Here is a 14,754-nt window from a genome sequence, read left to right as displayed (position 1 = left end):
AAACGTAAAGAGGTACTAAAATTACTTATTTAATTTTTAGGTTCAAAATATCTTCTCACTTGACCCGTAACATTATAACTCATGACAACTTTCGCATAATCATCTAGATATAATTTAGATACTTGAGTTGGATTTGCATATTCAAGTAATTGTCCGTAGAAGTCATTAATAATGTCTTCACTATCTATTTGATCAAATTGTACATAATAATAATATTTGTTATCTAACATGTATAATAAGTCTGTAAATACAATATCTTTATGTTCATTATAATGTGCATATTCAATAATATCTTCTAACTCTTCGAATCTTACAAGTAAGCCTATGTCTTTAGGGACAAATTGTTTTTCAGCTTCTTTCTCATCATTCAAGAGATCTCCAATATTCTGATCAGAATCGAGTGCTTGAGATAAGAAATCATTGACTTGATACTCTAATTGATCATTAGATTCCTCGTCAGTCATATTTAACAGTTCGTCACCTTTAGATTTAGAAACTGTTACTTCAACACCCTTTTCAAATGCATGCACTTGGATCCACAAAGGTCCTTCAACGACAAATTCTTCCTCATCATTGATTTCATCCATCATAGACCAGAAAAATTCTTCGCCACGTTTACGATTTGTCCATAAATCTTCACGTTTGAAACCTCTTGCTTCGATATCTTGATAAGTTATAAATAATTTTACCGTTGTTTCATCAATTCGTTCTATTCTCATAATGTCACACTCCCTTACTCTAGGAATAGTACATTCATTGTATTATAAACAAGTACATTTTAACAGTAATTTGTTCGAACTATTCACAATTAATTTATTGTACAAAAATAGCCCCTGTAAACAGGAGCTATAATGTTAATATTAGACTAAATTAGTCAACCATACGTTGTGCTTCCATTAATTGGAATGTACGCACTTTTCTTGGTAAGAAACGACGAATTTCATCTTCGTTATAACCAACTTGTAAACGTTTATCATCTAAAATAATAGGTCGACGTAATAAACCTGGGTTGTCTTGTATAATTGTATATAATTCTTGTAGAGGTAATGCATCGATATCTACATTTAATTTTTGATATGTTTTAGAACGAGTTGAAATAATTTCGTCTGTTCCATCTTCTGTCATCTTTAAGATTGATTTAATTTCATCTAATGTTAAGTGTTCTGAAAAAATATTACGCTCCGTATACGGAATGTCATGTTCTTGTAACCATGCTTTCGCTTTACGGCAAGATGTGCAACTTGGTGAAGTAAATAATGTTACCATACATCTCACTCTCCTAATTGAATATTATTTATGTTAAACGTCAGTGAACTTATAAGATAAAATACACTTAATTATATATACCCCATATATTACTAGGTTAAACATATATTGCTCACTTGGTTTAATCTTTATCTAATTGCTATAAATATATTATATAACTCAAAGATTAAAATTAAATGAGAAACTGCTAATAATTCATTAAAAAGCACATAAATTATAGATGAATATGTTTATGACGACATATTTATCTAATTACTAGAATAACACAACTTACAAATGAATAAAATACTGTTATAATGATATAAAGAAATTTTGTAGAAAAGAGGCAAGTTTAATGGAAACTTTATTTTCAGGTATCCAACCAAGTGGTATCCCTACTTTAGGCAACTACATTGGCGCATTAAAACAATTTAATGAGATTCAACACGACTATGACTGCTTTTTTTGCATCGTAGATCAGCATGCAATTACAGTACCTCAAGATAGACTTAAATTAAGAGAAAACACTCGTAAATTAGCTGCGATTTACTTAGCATCTGGACTAGACCCAGAAAAAGTAACGCTATTCATCCAATCAGAAGTACCAGCACACATTCAAGCAGGTTGGATTTTAACAACAATCAGTTCAATTGGTGAACTTGAAAGAATGACGCAATATAAAGATAAAGCACAAAAACAATCTCAAGGTATTCCAGCAGGTCTATTAACTTATCCACCATTAATGGCAGCAGATATTGTACTATATAATACGAATATCGTACCTGTCGGTGATGACCAAAAACAACATATTGAATTAACACGTAATGTTGTTGATCGCTTTAATACGAAATATAATGATGTTTTAATTAAGCCAGAAATTCACATGCCTAAGTTTGGTGCTAGAATTATGAGCTTACAGGACCCAACTAAGAAAATGAGTAAAAGTGATGACAATCAAAAAAACTTCATCTCATTATTAGATGAGCCAAACGTTGCAGCTAAGAAAATTAAAAGTGCTGTTACAGATTCTGATGGCATCGTTAAATATGATAAAGAAAACAAACCAGGTATCAGTAATTTACTCGTGATATACTCTAGCCTATCAGGTCAATCAATTGAAGAATTAGAAGCACAATATGCTGATAAAGGATATGGCGATTTCAAAGGAGACTTAGCTGAAGAAGTTAAGAAATTCCTTGTAGAATTCCAAGAAAAATTCAATTATTATTATGAAAACAAAGAAGTATTAGATGAAATACTTGATAAAGGTAGAGATAAAGCAAGTTTCGTAGCCAATAAAACATTGAAAAAGATGGAAAACGCTATAGGATTAGGTAGAAAAAGAAAATAATTAAAAAAAGAGATGGTCGTGACCATCTCTTTTTTTATGCTAGATTATATTTGATTATTATAACGCACGATATTTCTCAGTCTTCGTGCGTTACACCCCTTTTTCACCCTATAGCGCACGATATCTCTCAGTCTTCGTGCGTGCCCGACTACCAAATTCATCTCCAATATAAAAAGCAGTAGAAACTCACATTTAAGTGAATTTCTACTGCTTTTTTAATGTCCTATTTTTCAATATAAGCTTCTTTTAATGTAGAAACGCCTCCGAATTGGTGATTCACTACATTTTTAACGTTAGGTTTTTGAAGTTGTGCTACTCCGACTTGATAAAGTGGTACAATACCCGCTTCATTTAATAACATACCTTCAGCTCTTTGTAATTCTGAAAGTCGTTTGTCAGGATTGCTTGCTAATGATGAGTCTGCTGCTTTAATAATACTGTCATATTCTTTATTAGACCAGCCAGTATTATTATGAGAACCGTCTGTAACATAAAGTTCTAAGAATGTCATTGGATCTGGATAATCTGGAATCCAGTTTTCTAGTGACATTTCATATTCACCTTTTGACACGAGATCAAGTTTTTGTTTAAATGGTTGTTGTTTAATTTTAATCGTAACACCATCTAAATTCTTCTCTAATTGTTCTTTAAAGTATTCAGCATCTCGTTTAGCTGTATCTTTATCATAAGTCATAAGCTCAATTGTAAATTTATCTTTACCTAATGCTTTTTTAGCTTTTTCATAATGTTCTTTTGCTTCTTTAACATTATATTGGTTCGTATTTTTCACGCCATCTTGATATTCCTCACCTTTACTATCTTTAACAAAATCTTTTGGTACAAAGTTATCTGTTGGAATAGAACCGTTGTTCAAGTTATTTTTTACGTATGCTTCTTTATCAATTGCTTTAGCAAATGCTAGTCTAAAGTCTTCATTCTTGAATTCAGGTACTGTATCTTCATTTAATTTGAAGTAATACGTTACGGTATCTAATTCTGTATTAAATGCTTTGTCATCTTTATATTTCTTAACTTGCTCTGCTGGTAAATCTACAATATCCAATTTATTAGTTTCATATAAATTTACAGCTGTTGAAGCTTCTTTAACGACTTTGTAGTTAACTTTATTTAATTTAACTTTATCTTTATCCCAGTAATCATCATTTTTTTCTAACGTAACTTTATCATCTGTTTTCCAGTCAGTCATTTTGAATGGTCCATTATATAATGTTGTTTTGACTGTTGTACCATACTTGTCACCTTGTTTTTTAACGAATTTTTCATTTTGTGGCATAAATGTACCGAATGACAATAATTCTTTATAGTATGGTAATGATTTCGTTAGTTCAAATTCTAATGTATGATCATCTACTGCTTTAACACCAAGTTCTTCAGGCTTTTTATCTCCTGAATTAATTTCTTCTGCATTTTTAATATCGTATAAGATATATGCATATTCAGATGCAGTATCTGGATCTACAACTTTTCTCCAAGCAAAGACAAAATCATGTGCCGTTACTGGATCGCCATTTGACCATTTTGCATCATCTCTTAATTTAATCGTCCACTTCTTACCATCGTTCGTAATTTTCGGGTCACCTTTTGCTACTGCTGGTATTGCTTTGTCATCTTTATCTAATGTGTAGAGACCTTCCATTGTTTGGAAGAACATATCAAATGATAAACCATCTGTTGCCATAGCTGAATCCATCGTGGGTACATCACCATTAATTTGTAAGTCTAGCGTTTCATCACTCTTACCCTTACTACCGCCACCCGACGAACATGCACTCAATATGAGTACCGCTACTAACATCATTGTTAAAACTTTTAATATTTTAGACATGTAACTCATCCCCTAAGTTTATATTTAGTTAAACTACTGATTTGTTACTTTTGAACATAGGCATGTTTTAAATCTGTATCTCCACCAAACTTATGTCTTTCAATATCTTTCACATAACTTTGCGTTAATCTTGCATTCCCTTGTTGATAAATAGGTACAATAACCGCTTCATCTAACAATAATGATTCAGCATCTTGCATAGCTTCAACACGTTCTTGTTCTTTATCTAACAATTTATCTCCCGCATCGTTAATTTTGCTATCATATTCTTTATTCTTCCAACCAGTTTCATTCATCACATTATCACTTGTAAATAATTCTAAGAACGTCATAGCATCTGGGTAATCTGGCCCCCATCTACCGAATGAAATTTGATAATCCATGTTTGCTTCTAATTTTAATTTTTGCTTATAAGGCTGTTGTTTAACTTTGATTGTTACACCTGGTAAGTTTTGCTCAATTTGCTCTTTAAAGTATTCAGCATCTTTTTTAGCGTTATCTTGGTCATATGTTAATAATTCAAAAGTAAATTCATCTTTACCAAGTTCTTTCTTAGCAGCTTCTAAATGTTTCTTAGCTTCTGCTTTATTGAATTTATTATCTGTTTTAACACCTTTTGTATAGTCTTCTCCTTTAGTATCCTTTACAAATTCTGTAGGTACTAATGAGTTTGCTGCTTTAGAACCATTGTTTAAATTACTCTTAACATATTGTTCTCTATCAATTGATTGTGCGATTGCCATTCTTAAATCTTGATTTTTGAATTCAGGTACATCTTTTTGATTCATTCTCATAAAGTAAACTCTTGATTCAAGTTCTGTATTATAAGCTTTATCGTTTTTATATTTCTTAACATTTTCTGCTGGGATAAGTGCTTCATCTACATCCCCTGCGTTATACATATTTAGAGCTGTTTGAGGCTCTTTAACAACTTTAAAATTCACACTATCTAATTTCACATTACCTTTATCCCAATATTCTTTGTTCTTAGTTAAAGTATAATTATCTTCTGTCTTCCAGTCAGATAACGTAAACGGTCCATTGTATAGAGTATCTTCAGCAGTTGTACCGTATTTATCGCCTTTTTCTTTTACGAATTTTTCATTTTGCGGTAAAAATGAACCGAATGACAATAATTCTTGGTAATAAGGTAATTCACGATTAAGTTTAATTTCTAATGTTTTGTCATCAATCGCTTTAACACCTAATTCTTCAGGCTTCTTATCACCTTTGTTAATATCTTCGGCATTTTCAATATCAAACATAATAAATGCATACTCAGAAGCAGTCTTTGGATCAACTAATTTACGCCAAGCATATACGAAATCATCTGCAGTAACTTTATCGCCATTCGACCACTTTGCATCTCTTAATTCAATCGTCCATGTCAAACCGTCTTTAGACTTTTTAGGATCACCCTTTGCAATACCCGGAATCGCTTTGTCATTTTTGTCTAACTTATACAACCCTTCCATCGTATTATTTAATGCATCAAAAGACACAGCATCAGTTGCTAAAGATGAATCCATTGATGGAATATCCGAAATAGAAATTAATCGTAACTTTTTGCCATCCCCTGCAGAACTGTCACTTTTATCCTTTCCGTTTCCACCACTACATGCCGATAAAAGTAAAATTATCGACAGAAATACTAAAAAGCCCCACCTTGCATGTTTGTTTTTCATAAACATTTCCCCTTATTCATTTTTTGAAAATTCAGTCATTTCTGAACTTTCTTCAATTATAATGTTAATTTGTTTGTGTCGCAACATAAGTTATCAAGAAATACAATTTTTAGGATTTAATAAAGATTATGAAATAATATTATAAAATAAACCTTACAAATATTGTGTATTTGTAAGGTTTATTCCTAGTGTTTATTTTGCGCCTTCTATTTCAACGCCTTTTAATGTGTAATCTCCACCGTATTTATGATTTTGCCAATTTTTAATATATGGCTGTCTTAATCTTGCAGAACCTGTTTGGAATAATGGAGATATAGATGCTGAATCTAAAAATTCTGATTCTGCATCTTGTAATGCTTTAATACGTTTATCGCTATTTTCTGGTTTCAACATTTCATCTGAATTGGCTTCTTCTAACGCTTTATCATATGCTTTGTTAGCATACCCTGTTTGGTTATGCGGTGAATCTGATGTAAATAAATCTAAGAATGTTGTTGGATCTGGATAATCTGGGAACCAACCTGCAAATGAAATATCAAAGTCTTTTTTAGACTCAAGTGCGAGTTTTTGTTTAAATGGTTGTTGTTTAATTTTTAACGTTACACCAGGTAAATTTTTCTCAACTTGTTCTTTTACAAATTCTCCTGCTTTTTTAGATTCGTCTTCATCATACGTTAGCAATTCAATTGTAAATTTATCTTTACCTAAGTCTTTTTTCGCTTTTTCAAGATGGTCTTTTGCATCTTTTTTGTTATAGCTTAGAGACGACTTCACACCTTCTGTATAATCTTTATCGTCGCTATCTTTCACGAAGTCTTTAATCATTAATGTATCTAACGGTTTAGAACCATTATTCAACAACGAATTCACATAAGATTTCTTATCTATTGATTTCGCGATTGCTTTTCTTAAATCTTCATTTTTTAAGTTCTCATTTTTCTCTTTATTAATTCTGAAGAAGTAACTACCTGATGTTGCTTCAGTAGAAAAATCTTCTCTGTCTTTATATTTTTTAATGTTTTGTGCATCTAACCCAACCATGTCTAACTTACCTGTTTGATACATATTAATGGCCGTTTGCGTATTTTTAACAACTTTAACGTTCACGTCTTTAACTTTTACTTTATCTTTATCCCAATATTCGTCATTCTTTTCAAGCTTCCATTTATCTTCTGGTTTCCACTCTGTTAATTTATATGGTCCATTAGATAATGTCGTCTTAGCTGTTGTTCCAAATTTGTCACCTTGCTTTTCAACAAATTTTTCATTTTGAGGCATATATGAACCGAATGCTAATAAACTTTCCATCCAAGGCACATCTTTAATGAGTTTAATTTGAAGTGTGTGATCATCAATCGCTTTAACACCTAATTCTTCAGGCTTTTTATCACCTTGTGTAATCTCTTTTGCATTCTCTATATTTTCAAACATATATGCAAATTCTGCAGCTGTATCTGGGTCCACTGACCTTTGCCATGCATATACAAAATCATGTGCAGTTACTGGATCTCCGTTAGACCATTTAGCATTATCTCTTAATTGAATCGTCCATGTTTTCCCATCGCTAGACTTTTTAGGTTTATCTTTTGCAACACCTGGTATAGGTTTATCATTTTTATCTAATACGTATAAGCCTTCTAATGTTTGAGCAAAAGTTGTAAATGATACTTGGTCAGCCGCTAATGATGGATCCATAGTTGGTATATCATCACCTGATGATAAATTCAGCTCATTTTTAGATTTGGATTGTTTAATATTGCTACCTTTTTCATCTTTATCATTACTACACGCTGACAAAATAAGCATTAGTGAGACAACTATCATAAATATGACTTTATACTTTTTCATTTTTAATGCGCCTCCTCATTATTGTGTCAAACATCGTGAAAATATAAAGAAAAGCAACCAATGTTTCCATTGATTGCTTTCATTCACTTTTATTTAGCTCCAGCGATTTCTACTTCTTTAAGTGAGTAGTCTCCACCGAATTTATGTGGTTGCCAGTTTTTAACGTAAGGTTGACGTAAACGTGCGACACCTTGTTGGTAAAGTGGTCCAATTGAAGCTGAGTCTAAGAATTTAGTTTCTGCATCTTGTAATAATTTAGTACGTTTTTCACTATTTTCATCTTTTAACATTTCATCAGAATTAGCTTCTTCTAATGCTTTATCGTACTCAGCATTTGCATATCCTGTTTGGTTATGTGGACTATTTTTCTTAAATAAATCTAAGAACGTAGTTGAGTCTGGGTAGTCAGGACCCCAACCAGCGAATGAAATGTCATAATCGCCTTTAGATTCTAATGCTAATTTTTGTTTGAACGGTTGTTGTTTAATTTTTAATGTTACACCTGGTAAGTTTTTCTCAACTTGCTCTTTAACGAATTCAGCTGCTTTTTTAGATTCATCAGCATCATAAGTTAATAATTCGATGTTGAATTTATCTTTACCAGTTGCTTTTTTAGCTTTTTCTAATAATTTCTTAGCTTCTTCTTTGTCGTAACCTAATGGAGATTTAACGCCATCGATGTAGTCTTTACCATCTTCATCTTTAACGAAATCTTTAACCATTAATTTATCTGAAGGAACAGAACCATTGTTTAATAATGATTTAACATATTGTTCTTTATCAATAGATTTTGCGAATGCTTTTCTTAAATCTTGATTTTCTAAATCTTTGTTTTTAGTTTTGTTAATTCTAAAGAAGAAATTAGATGAGTTTAATTGAGTAGAGAAGTCTTCTCTATCTTTATATTTGTTTACATTAGATGAATCTAATGACACAGTATCTAATTTACCAGTTTGGTACATATTAACTGCTGTTTGTACTTCTTTTACAACTTTATAGTTAACTTCTTTAAGTTTAACTTTGTCTTTATCCCAATATTCTTTGTTTGGTACAAGCTTCCAGTTATCTTCAGTTTTCCATTCTTTCATAATGAACGGACCGTTTGATAATGTAGCATCAGCTGTAGTCCCGAATTTCTTACCTTGCTTCTCAACGAATTTTTCATTTTGAGGCATGAATGAACCGAAAGCAAATAGACTTTGCATCCAAGGAACGTCTTTAATTAATTTAATTTCTAAAGTTTGATCATCAATTGCTTTAACACCTAATTCTTCAGGTTTTTTCTTACCTGCAGTAATGTCTTTAGCATTTTCGATGTTTTCAAACATATATGCATATTCTGCAGCTGTGTCTGGATTTACAGTTCTTTGCCAAGCATAAACGAAGTCATGTGCTGTTACTGGATCACCATTTGACCATTTTGCATTGTCTCTTAATTTGATTGTCCATGTTTTGCCGTCTGCAGATTTTTCAGGATCTGCTTCTGCAACACCTGGTGCAGGATTATCATCTTTATCTAATACATATAATCCTTCTAAAGTTTGGTTAAACGTAAAGAATGATACTTGGTCTGTTGCTAAAGATGAATCCATAGTTGGAATATCTGATGTTGAAGCTAAGTTTAAGACGTTTTCAGATTTTTCGCTCTTAACGCCGCCTTTACCACCTTCGTCACTTTTAGAACCGCCACCACTACATGCTGCTAACGTTAAAACAGCTGCAACAAGTATTGACAATAAAACCGAAATCTTCTTCCTCATATAGCTTTTCCCCCTTGTTTTCTCTCTCCCGAATTATCAGAAGATTTGTAATTTTATTATATTTTAAAAATGTATGAAAAACAATAGTAATCCATACAATTTTCAAACAATTGAAATAATGCAAAATAAAACCTTCAGAAACTTTATAATTGCAAATAATGAATATAATATTATTTTTAATATAAAATTATGCTTCTGTTAAATCGAAGTCTTTATTATAGTTGGCCTTCTTCTCAGCGAATTCTTTTTCAGAACAATATACAAAGTGATCCGGACCTACTTCTCTTAATTCTAGTTTGTCGTCGTCTTCATATTTATGTATATCTGGATTATATGAAGATCTTGTTCTTGTTCGTTCAGAATCAGGATCTGGTAATGGAATTGCTGATAATAATGATTTTGTATATTCATGTTGAGGATGCTTATATATTTGGTCAGATGGGCCAAGTTCAACCAACTTACCAAAGTACATCACGCCAATTCTATCTGAAATATATTTAACCATTGATAAATCATGCGCGATGAATAAGAACGTAATACCTTTTTCATCTTGTAGTTTTTGCATTAAATTAACAACTTGTGCTTGTATTGAAACATCAAGTGCAGAGATAGGTTCATCTGCAATAATGAATTCCGGTTCTACAGCTAATGCACGGGCAATTCCTAACCTTTGTCTTTGTCCACCAGAGAATTCATGTGGATATCTATTAGCATGCTCTTTATTTAAACCAACTGTTTCAAGCAACTCGTAAACACGTTTTTTTCTTTCTTCTTTACTTGAAACTAGTTTGTGAACATCTAATCCTTCAGCAATAATATCCATAACTTTAAGACGTGGATTTAATGATGCATATGGATCTTGGAAAATCATTTGCATACGACGATTAAATCTTAATAAGTCTTTACGCTTTTTGATATTTTGTATATCAACGTTATCAAAGATGACTTTCCCGTCAGTTGCATCATATAGTTTAATAAGTGTGCGTCCCGTTGTGGATTTACCACAACCAGACTCACCAACTAAACCTAATGTTTCACCTTTAAATATTTGAAATGAGATATCATCTACTGCTTTTACCTCATTTTTCTTCCCTACGTTGAAATATTGCTTTAAATTTTGAACATCAATCAGTACTTCTTTTTTATCAGCCATTAGAACGTCACCCTTTCTACACGTTTTGGCTTGTCAAATTGATCTGGTGTTGCTTTTTGTTTTAATTTTACAGCTTCTGGTAATTCTACTTCAGGTGCTCTTTCATCTAACAACCATGACTTCACAAAGTGTGTAGGTGAAATTTGGAACCAAGGTGGCTCTTCCTTAAAGTCAATATCTAAGGCATATTCACTACGTCTAGCAAATGCATCTCCAACAGGTGGCTTGATTAAATCTGGTGGTGTTCCAGGAATAGCCAAAAGTTCTGTATCATGAGATGTTTCTAAACTTGGCATTGATGATAGTAAACCCCATGTGTATGGATGTTTAGGATTATAGAAAATTTCATCAACTGAACCTGTTTCTACAATTTGTCCACCATACATAACTGCTACTCTATCTGCCACGTTTGCTACTACACCTAAGTCATGTGTAATAAAGATAATAGAAGTATCTATTTTATGTTGTAATTCTTTCATCAATTCTAAAATTTGTGCTTGAATGGTTACGTCTAATGCTGTTGTAGGTTCATCTGCAATTAAGATTTTAGGGTCACAAGCTAATGCTGTTGCAATAACAATCCTTTGTCTTTGACCACCTGAAAATTGGTGAGGATAGTTATTAAATCTTTCTTTTGCTTTCGGTAAACCTACTAAATTTAAAATATCTAATGCACGTTTTTTCGCATCTTGTTTAGATAATTTTTGATGCTTAATAAGTGGTTCCATGACTTGCTTACCAATTTTCATTGTTGGGTTGAGTGAAGTCATAGGATCTTGGAATATCATACCAATCTCTTTACCACGTATCTTCTGCATTTCTTTTTCGCTTAATTTTGCAATATCTTTCCCGTCAAACAAAATGGAACCGTCTTTAATTCTACCTACTTTTTTCGGCAATAAGCGTGTTAATGCTTTAGTCGTAACAGATTTACCAGAACCTGATTCTCCAACTATTGCTAGTGTTTCCCCTTTATCTAAATAAAAGTCTACACCTCTTACTGCTTGTACTTCCCCCGCGTCAATGTCGAAGGAAACATGTAAGTTATTTACTTCTAATATTCTCTTAGCCATAATTAATTTCCTCCTTATTTACGCATTTTAGGGTCAAACGCATCTCTTAAACCATCACTGAATAAGTAGAAGAATAAGATTAATAAACTTAATACTGTTGCTGGTACGAATAATTCATGTGGGTAAATCAGCAACATTTTTCTACCTGTATCAACTAATGAACCTAGTGATGCTTGTGGTGCAGGAATACCTAATCCAATGAAGCTTAAGAATGCTTCGAAGAAAATGGCACTTGGAACAGTAAACATAGATGTTACAATAATTGGGCCAAGTGTATTCGGTAAAATATGTTTAAAGATTAATTTAAAGTTAGAAACCCCTAATGTTCTAGATGCCATTACGAATTCTTGTTCTTTAATTTTCAAGAATTGTCCACGTACAATACGACTCATACCGAGCCAACCTGTTACAGACATGGCTAAAATAATTGTCCAAATAGATGGATCAAATAGTAATACGAACAAAATTACGACAATTAAGTTTGGAATAGAAGAAAGTATTTCTACAATACGTTGTAAAATATCATCTATTCTTCCACCGAAGTAACCTGATACAGCACCATAAATAACACCGATAAAGATATCTAAAGCTGCCGCTACAACACCTATGAATAAGGATACTTGTGTACCTCTCCAAGTACGTGTCCATAAGTCACGTCCAAGTTCATCCGTACCGAACCAGTAATTTTCTTGAACGTTTTGACTTTCATATAAGTCAAAGCCATCTCTATCTGTACCATCAAATGGTAAGAACGGTACTTTATCTAATACTGGTATTTTCGGTGGTAAGTTCGCATGTGAAACGTTTTGATCACTAAACTTATGATCATTCATTAAAGGACCTACTAAAGAAATAACTGTCAGTAAGATAAGGAATATTAAACCAATAATCGCTAGTCTGTTCCCTACAAGTTGTTTCCAAGCATCTTGCCAAAATGTACGACTTTTTCTTTCAAATTTCTCTTCTACTACTTTATCTCTTCCATGTAATACGAAGCTTTCTGCTGGCATACCTTGTGTTGAGTGTGTAACAGAGGCGTTATCATAACCGCTATTGTTTAACTTGTTATCATCATTATTAGCCATTATTTTTTACCTCCTTCAACACGGATTCTTGGATCTACTAATCCGTAAAGTACATCAACTAAAAAGATTGAAATAATAAATAAGAAACTGAATAGTAGCGTTAAAGCCATAATGACTGGATAGTCATTTGTTTGTATTGATCGAACGAATTGGTCACCTAGACCAGGAACGCCGAATATATTTTCAATTGTCAAAGTACCTGTTAAGATACCGGCTAGCATTGGCACGATAATTGTAATAATAGGAATTAATCCATTACGTACTGCATGTCCAAAGATAACACGTGCACTTGACATCCCCTTAGCTCTTGCTAATTCTATGTAATCAGAACTTAGGACCTCAATCATTTCAGAACGAATATAACGTGCAATTGTTGCTGTTACACCTGCTGCTAATGCAATTGATGGTAATACAGCAGTCATAAATCCACTCCAACCTGCTACAGGGAATATTTGCCATTCAACAGCAAATACATATTGTAGTAATACAGCTAGAACGAATGATGGAACTGAAATAAATATTACCGATAGGAAGGTGGCCCCATAGTCTACTATTGTATTTTGCCTGATTGCAGCAACTATACCTAATAATAAACCAGTAATAGTTCCTAAAATCATCGCATATGTACCCATTTCTACAGATGGTCCAAGTCTAGGTTTAATTAAACTCCAAACCTCTCTGTTATCGTATTGGAATGAAATACCAAAATCACCTTTCGCGACATTTTTTAAATAGTTCGCGTATTGTACTGGTACAGGATCATTCAGACCATACTTTTCATTTATAATAACCTTCTGCTCTTCTGATAATTTCTCATCGTTGTACGGTGAACCCGGTAACAATTTCATTAAGAAAAATGTTATCGTCATAATTAAAAACAATGATATGAACATATAAATAATACGTTTCAAAGTATACCTAACCATTGTTTTGCCTCCAATCCCCTTATCGAATTCATATTTCTTTTAATATTCAGAAATATTTATATACATTATACAGAATTTATACAATGTAAATCAACACGAATATTCAGAATTTTGAATATGAAAGTGTTCAAATTAATAGATTATTTTATTACGATAAAGCGACAACGCGACAGTAATATTCACTTATAAGGAATAAATATACAGTATATTATTACTTATTACCTATTTTTTCTAATTTTCAGTCATTTACTATGTAGTAACATACAATAATTATACATAAGTAAAATTACACTTATTTTTTTATTAAGTTCCACAAAACATAAATATTTTTTTCTAATCTGTTATAATACACTTAAATCTAATAATAAGAGGTAGGTAATAATGAAATTTTGGGGTATTTTTACTATTGGTTATATTGGCCTATTCGCTGTCCTTTGTCTTATCTTTTTAAAAGATCTAGATCAAGCAGCTAATATATACTTTTACATCATGACAATTGCTTTTGCAGCGAGTTGGATTGTTGCGATGAAACAAGATGGCGTTGGAGAAGTTTCTAGACAAGCAGTCCGGAAGTTTAATTTTCATATGAAGTCTAAAGCGTCACAAGATTATTTGAAAGACGATGAAATCATGAATCCAAATATGAAAGAACTACATTTAAAAGAAAGAACAATACATAACTGGGTATTACCTTTTGTCGTATTAAGTACATTATTTTTTATTATCTCAATCTTTCTAGGGTTTATCGTTTAATAATTTTCATAAATAAAAAGCAGAAACAC

General features: G+C 32.1%; 12 protein-coding genes. 2 read left to right on the top strand and 10 right to left on the bottom strand.

Annotated elements, in window-relative coordinates; genetic code table 11:
• Nucleotides 1-29: 29 nt before the first annotated feature.
• Both mecA and spxA read right to left on the bottom strand, forming a co-directional pair.
• Nucleotides 30-719: an adaptor protein MecA gene (gene mecA, locus CD035_RS03005; RefSeq protein ID WP_048542004.1), complete on the bottom strand. Its 690-nt coding sequence runs from the start codon at nucleotides 717-719 to the stop codon at nucleotides 30-32.
• 151 nt (nucleotides 720-870) lie between these two features.
• Nucleotides 871-1,266, bottom strand: coding sequence for a transcriptional regulator SpxA (gene spxA, locus CD035_RS03000; protein ID WP_025905673.1), 396 nt, complete (start codon nucleotides 1,264-1,266; stop codon nucleotides 871-873).
• Nucleotides 1,267-1,600: 334 nt separating this feature from the next.
• On the opposite strand from spxA, the gene trpS reads away from it, so the two are divergent.
• The gene (trpS, locus tag CD035_RS02995) at nucleotides 1,601-2,596 is read left to right on the top strand and encodes a tryptophan--tRNA ligase (protein WP_048542003.1); all 996 of its coding nucleotides are present in this window, start codon (nucleotides 1,601-1,603) and stop codon (nucleotides 2,594-2,596) included.
• Between the two features lie 223 nt (nucleotides 2,597-2,819).
• On the opposite strand, the gene CD035_RS02990 is transcribed toward trpS, so the two are convergent.
• The 8 genes from CD035_RS02990 to opp3b form a co-directional block, all read right to left on the bottom strand.
• A complete protein-coding gene (locus CD035_RS02990; RefSeq protein ID WP_048542000.1) occupies nucleotides 2,820-4,442 on the bottom strand; it encodes a peptide ABC transporter substrate-binding protein in 1,623 nt (540 codons plus the stop codon).
• Nucleotides 4,443-4,486: 44 nt separating this feature from the next.
• Nucleotides 4,487-6,127, bottom strand: a complete 1,641-nt coding sequence (locus tag CD035_RS02985) for a peptide ABC transporter substrate-binding protein (RefSeq protein WP_048541998.1) — start codon at nucleotides 6,125-6,127, stop codon at nucleotides 4,487-4,489.
• A 192-nt stretch (nucleotides 6,128-6,319) separates the two neighbouring features.
• The gene (locus tag CD035_RS02980) at nucleotides 6,320-7,975 is read right to left on the bottom strand and encodes a peptide ABC transporter substrate-binding protein (RefSeq protein WP_048541997.1); all 1,656 of its coding nucleotides are present in this window, start codon (nucleotides 7,973-7,975) and stop codon (nucleotides 6,320-6,322) included.
• 89 nt (nucleotides 7,976-8,064) lie between these two features.
• Nucleotides 8,065-9,735, bottom strand: a complete 1,671-nt coding sequence (locus tag CD035_RS02975; protein WP_048541996.1) for a peptide ABC transporter substrate-binding protein — start codon at nucleotides 9,733-9,735, stop codon at nucleotides 8,065-8,067.
• 187 nt (nucleotides 9,736-9,922) lie between these two features.
• Nucleotides 9,923-10,888, bottom strand: coding sequence for an ABC transporter ATP-binding protein (locus CD035_RS02970; RefSeq protein WP_048541993.1), 966 nt, complete (start codon nucleotides 10,886-10,888; stop codon nucleotides 9,923-9,925).
• Nucleotides 10,888-11,961: an ABC transporter ATP-binding protein gene (locus tag CD035_RS02965; protein WP_048541992.1), complete on the bottom strand. Its 1,074-nt coding sequence runs from the start codon at nucleotides 11,959-11,961 to the stop codon at nucleotides 10,888-10,890. Before CD035_RS02965 ends, CD035_RS02970 begins: the two co-directional genes overlap by 1 nt.
• Before the next feature lie 14 nt (nucleotides 11,962-11,975).
• Entirely contained in the window at nucleotides 11,976-13,046 is a 1,071-nt protein-coding gene (opp3C, locus tag CD035_RS02960; RefSeq protein WP_048541991.1) for an oligopeptide ABC transporter permease, read from the bottom strand.
• The gene (gene opp3b / locus CD035_RS02955; RefSeq protein ID WP_025905684.1) at nucleotides 13,046-13,972 is read right to left on the bottom strand and encodes an oligopeptide ABC transporter permease; all 927 of its coding nucleotides are present in this window, start codon (nucleotides 13,970-13,972) and stop codon (nucleotides 13,046-13,048) included. Before opp3b ends, opp3C begins: the two co-directional genes overlap by 1 nt.
• A 381-nt stretch (nucleotides 13,973-14,353) precedes the next feature.
• Between opp3b and CD035_RS02950 the strand changes: the two genes are divergently transcribed.
• Entirely contained in the window at nucleotides 14,354-14,725 is a 372-nt protein-coding gene (locus tag CD035_RS02950; RefSeq protein WP_025905685.1) for a DUF3899 domain-containing protein, read from the top strand.
• Nucleotides 14,726-14,754 lie beyond the last annotated feature (29 nt).

This window comes from Mammaliicoccus sciuri (assembly GCF_002901825.1).
Taxonomy (GTDB): Bacteria; Bacillota; Bacilli; order Staphylococcales; family Staphylococcaceae; genus Mammaliicoccus; species Mammaliicoccus sciuri.
This window is presented reverse-complemented; position numbering and strand designations above follow the sequence as displayed.

Excerpts from the sequence above, each read along its gene's own strand:
- spxA (WP_025905673.1), bottom strand. The coding sequence starts at position 1,266 with ATGGTAACATTATTTACTTCACCAAGTTGCACATCTTGCCGTAAAGCG.
- CD035_RS02970 (WP_048541993.1), bottom strand. The coding sequence starts at position 10,888 with ATGGCTGATAAAAAAGAAGTACTGATTGATGTTCAAAATTTAAAGCAA.
- CD035_RS02980 (WP_048541997.1), bottom strand. The coding sequence starts at position 7,975 with ATGAAAAAGTATAAAGTCATATTTATGATAGTTGTCTCACTAATGCTT.
- CD035_RS02990 (WP_048542000.1), bottom strand. The coding sequence starts at position 4,442 with ATGTCTAAAATATTAAAAGTTTTAACAATGATGTTAGTAGCGGTACTC.
- CD035_RS02950 (WP_025905685.1), top strand. The coding sequence starts at position 14,354 with ATGAAATTTTGGGGTATTTTTACTATTGGTTATATTGGCCTATTCGCT.
- opp3C (WP_048541991.1), bottom strand. The coding sequence starts at position 13,046 with ATGGCTAATAATGATGATAACAAGTTAAACAATAGCGGTTATGATAAC.
- mecA (WP_048542004.1), bottom strand. The coding sequence starts at position 719 with ATGAGAATAGAACGAATTGATGAAACAACGGTAAAATTATTTATAACT.
- trpS (WP_048542003.1), top strand. The coding sequence starts at position 1,601 with ATGGAAACTTTATTTTCAGGTATCCAACCAAGTGGTATCCCTACTTTA.
- CD035_RS02975 (WP_048541996.1), bottom strand. The coding sequence starts at position 9,735 with ATGAGGAAGAAGATTTCGGTTTTATTGTCAATACTTGTTGCAGCTGTT.
- CD035_RS02985 (WP_048541998.1), bottom strand. The coding sequence starts at position 6,127 with ATGAAAAACAAACATGCAAGGTGGGGCTTTTTAGTATTTCTGTCGATA.
- CD035_RS02965 (WP_048541992.1), bottom strand. The coding sequence starts at position 11,961 with ATGGCTAAGAGAATATTAGAAGTAAATAACTTACATGTTTCCTTCGAC.
- opp3b (WP_025905684.1), bottom strand. The coding sequence starts at position 13,972 with ATGGTTAGGTATACTTTGAAACGTATTATTTATATGTTCATATCATTG.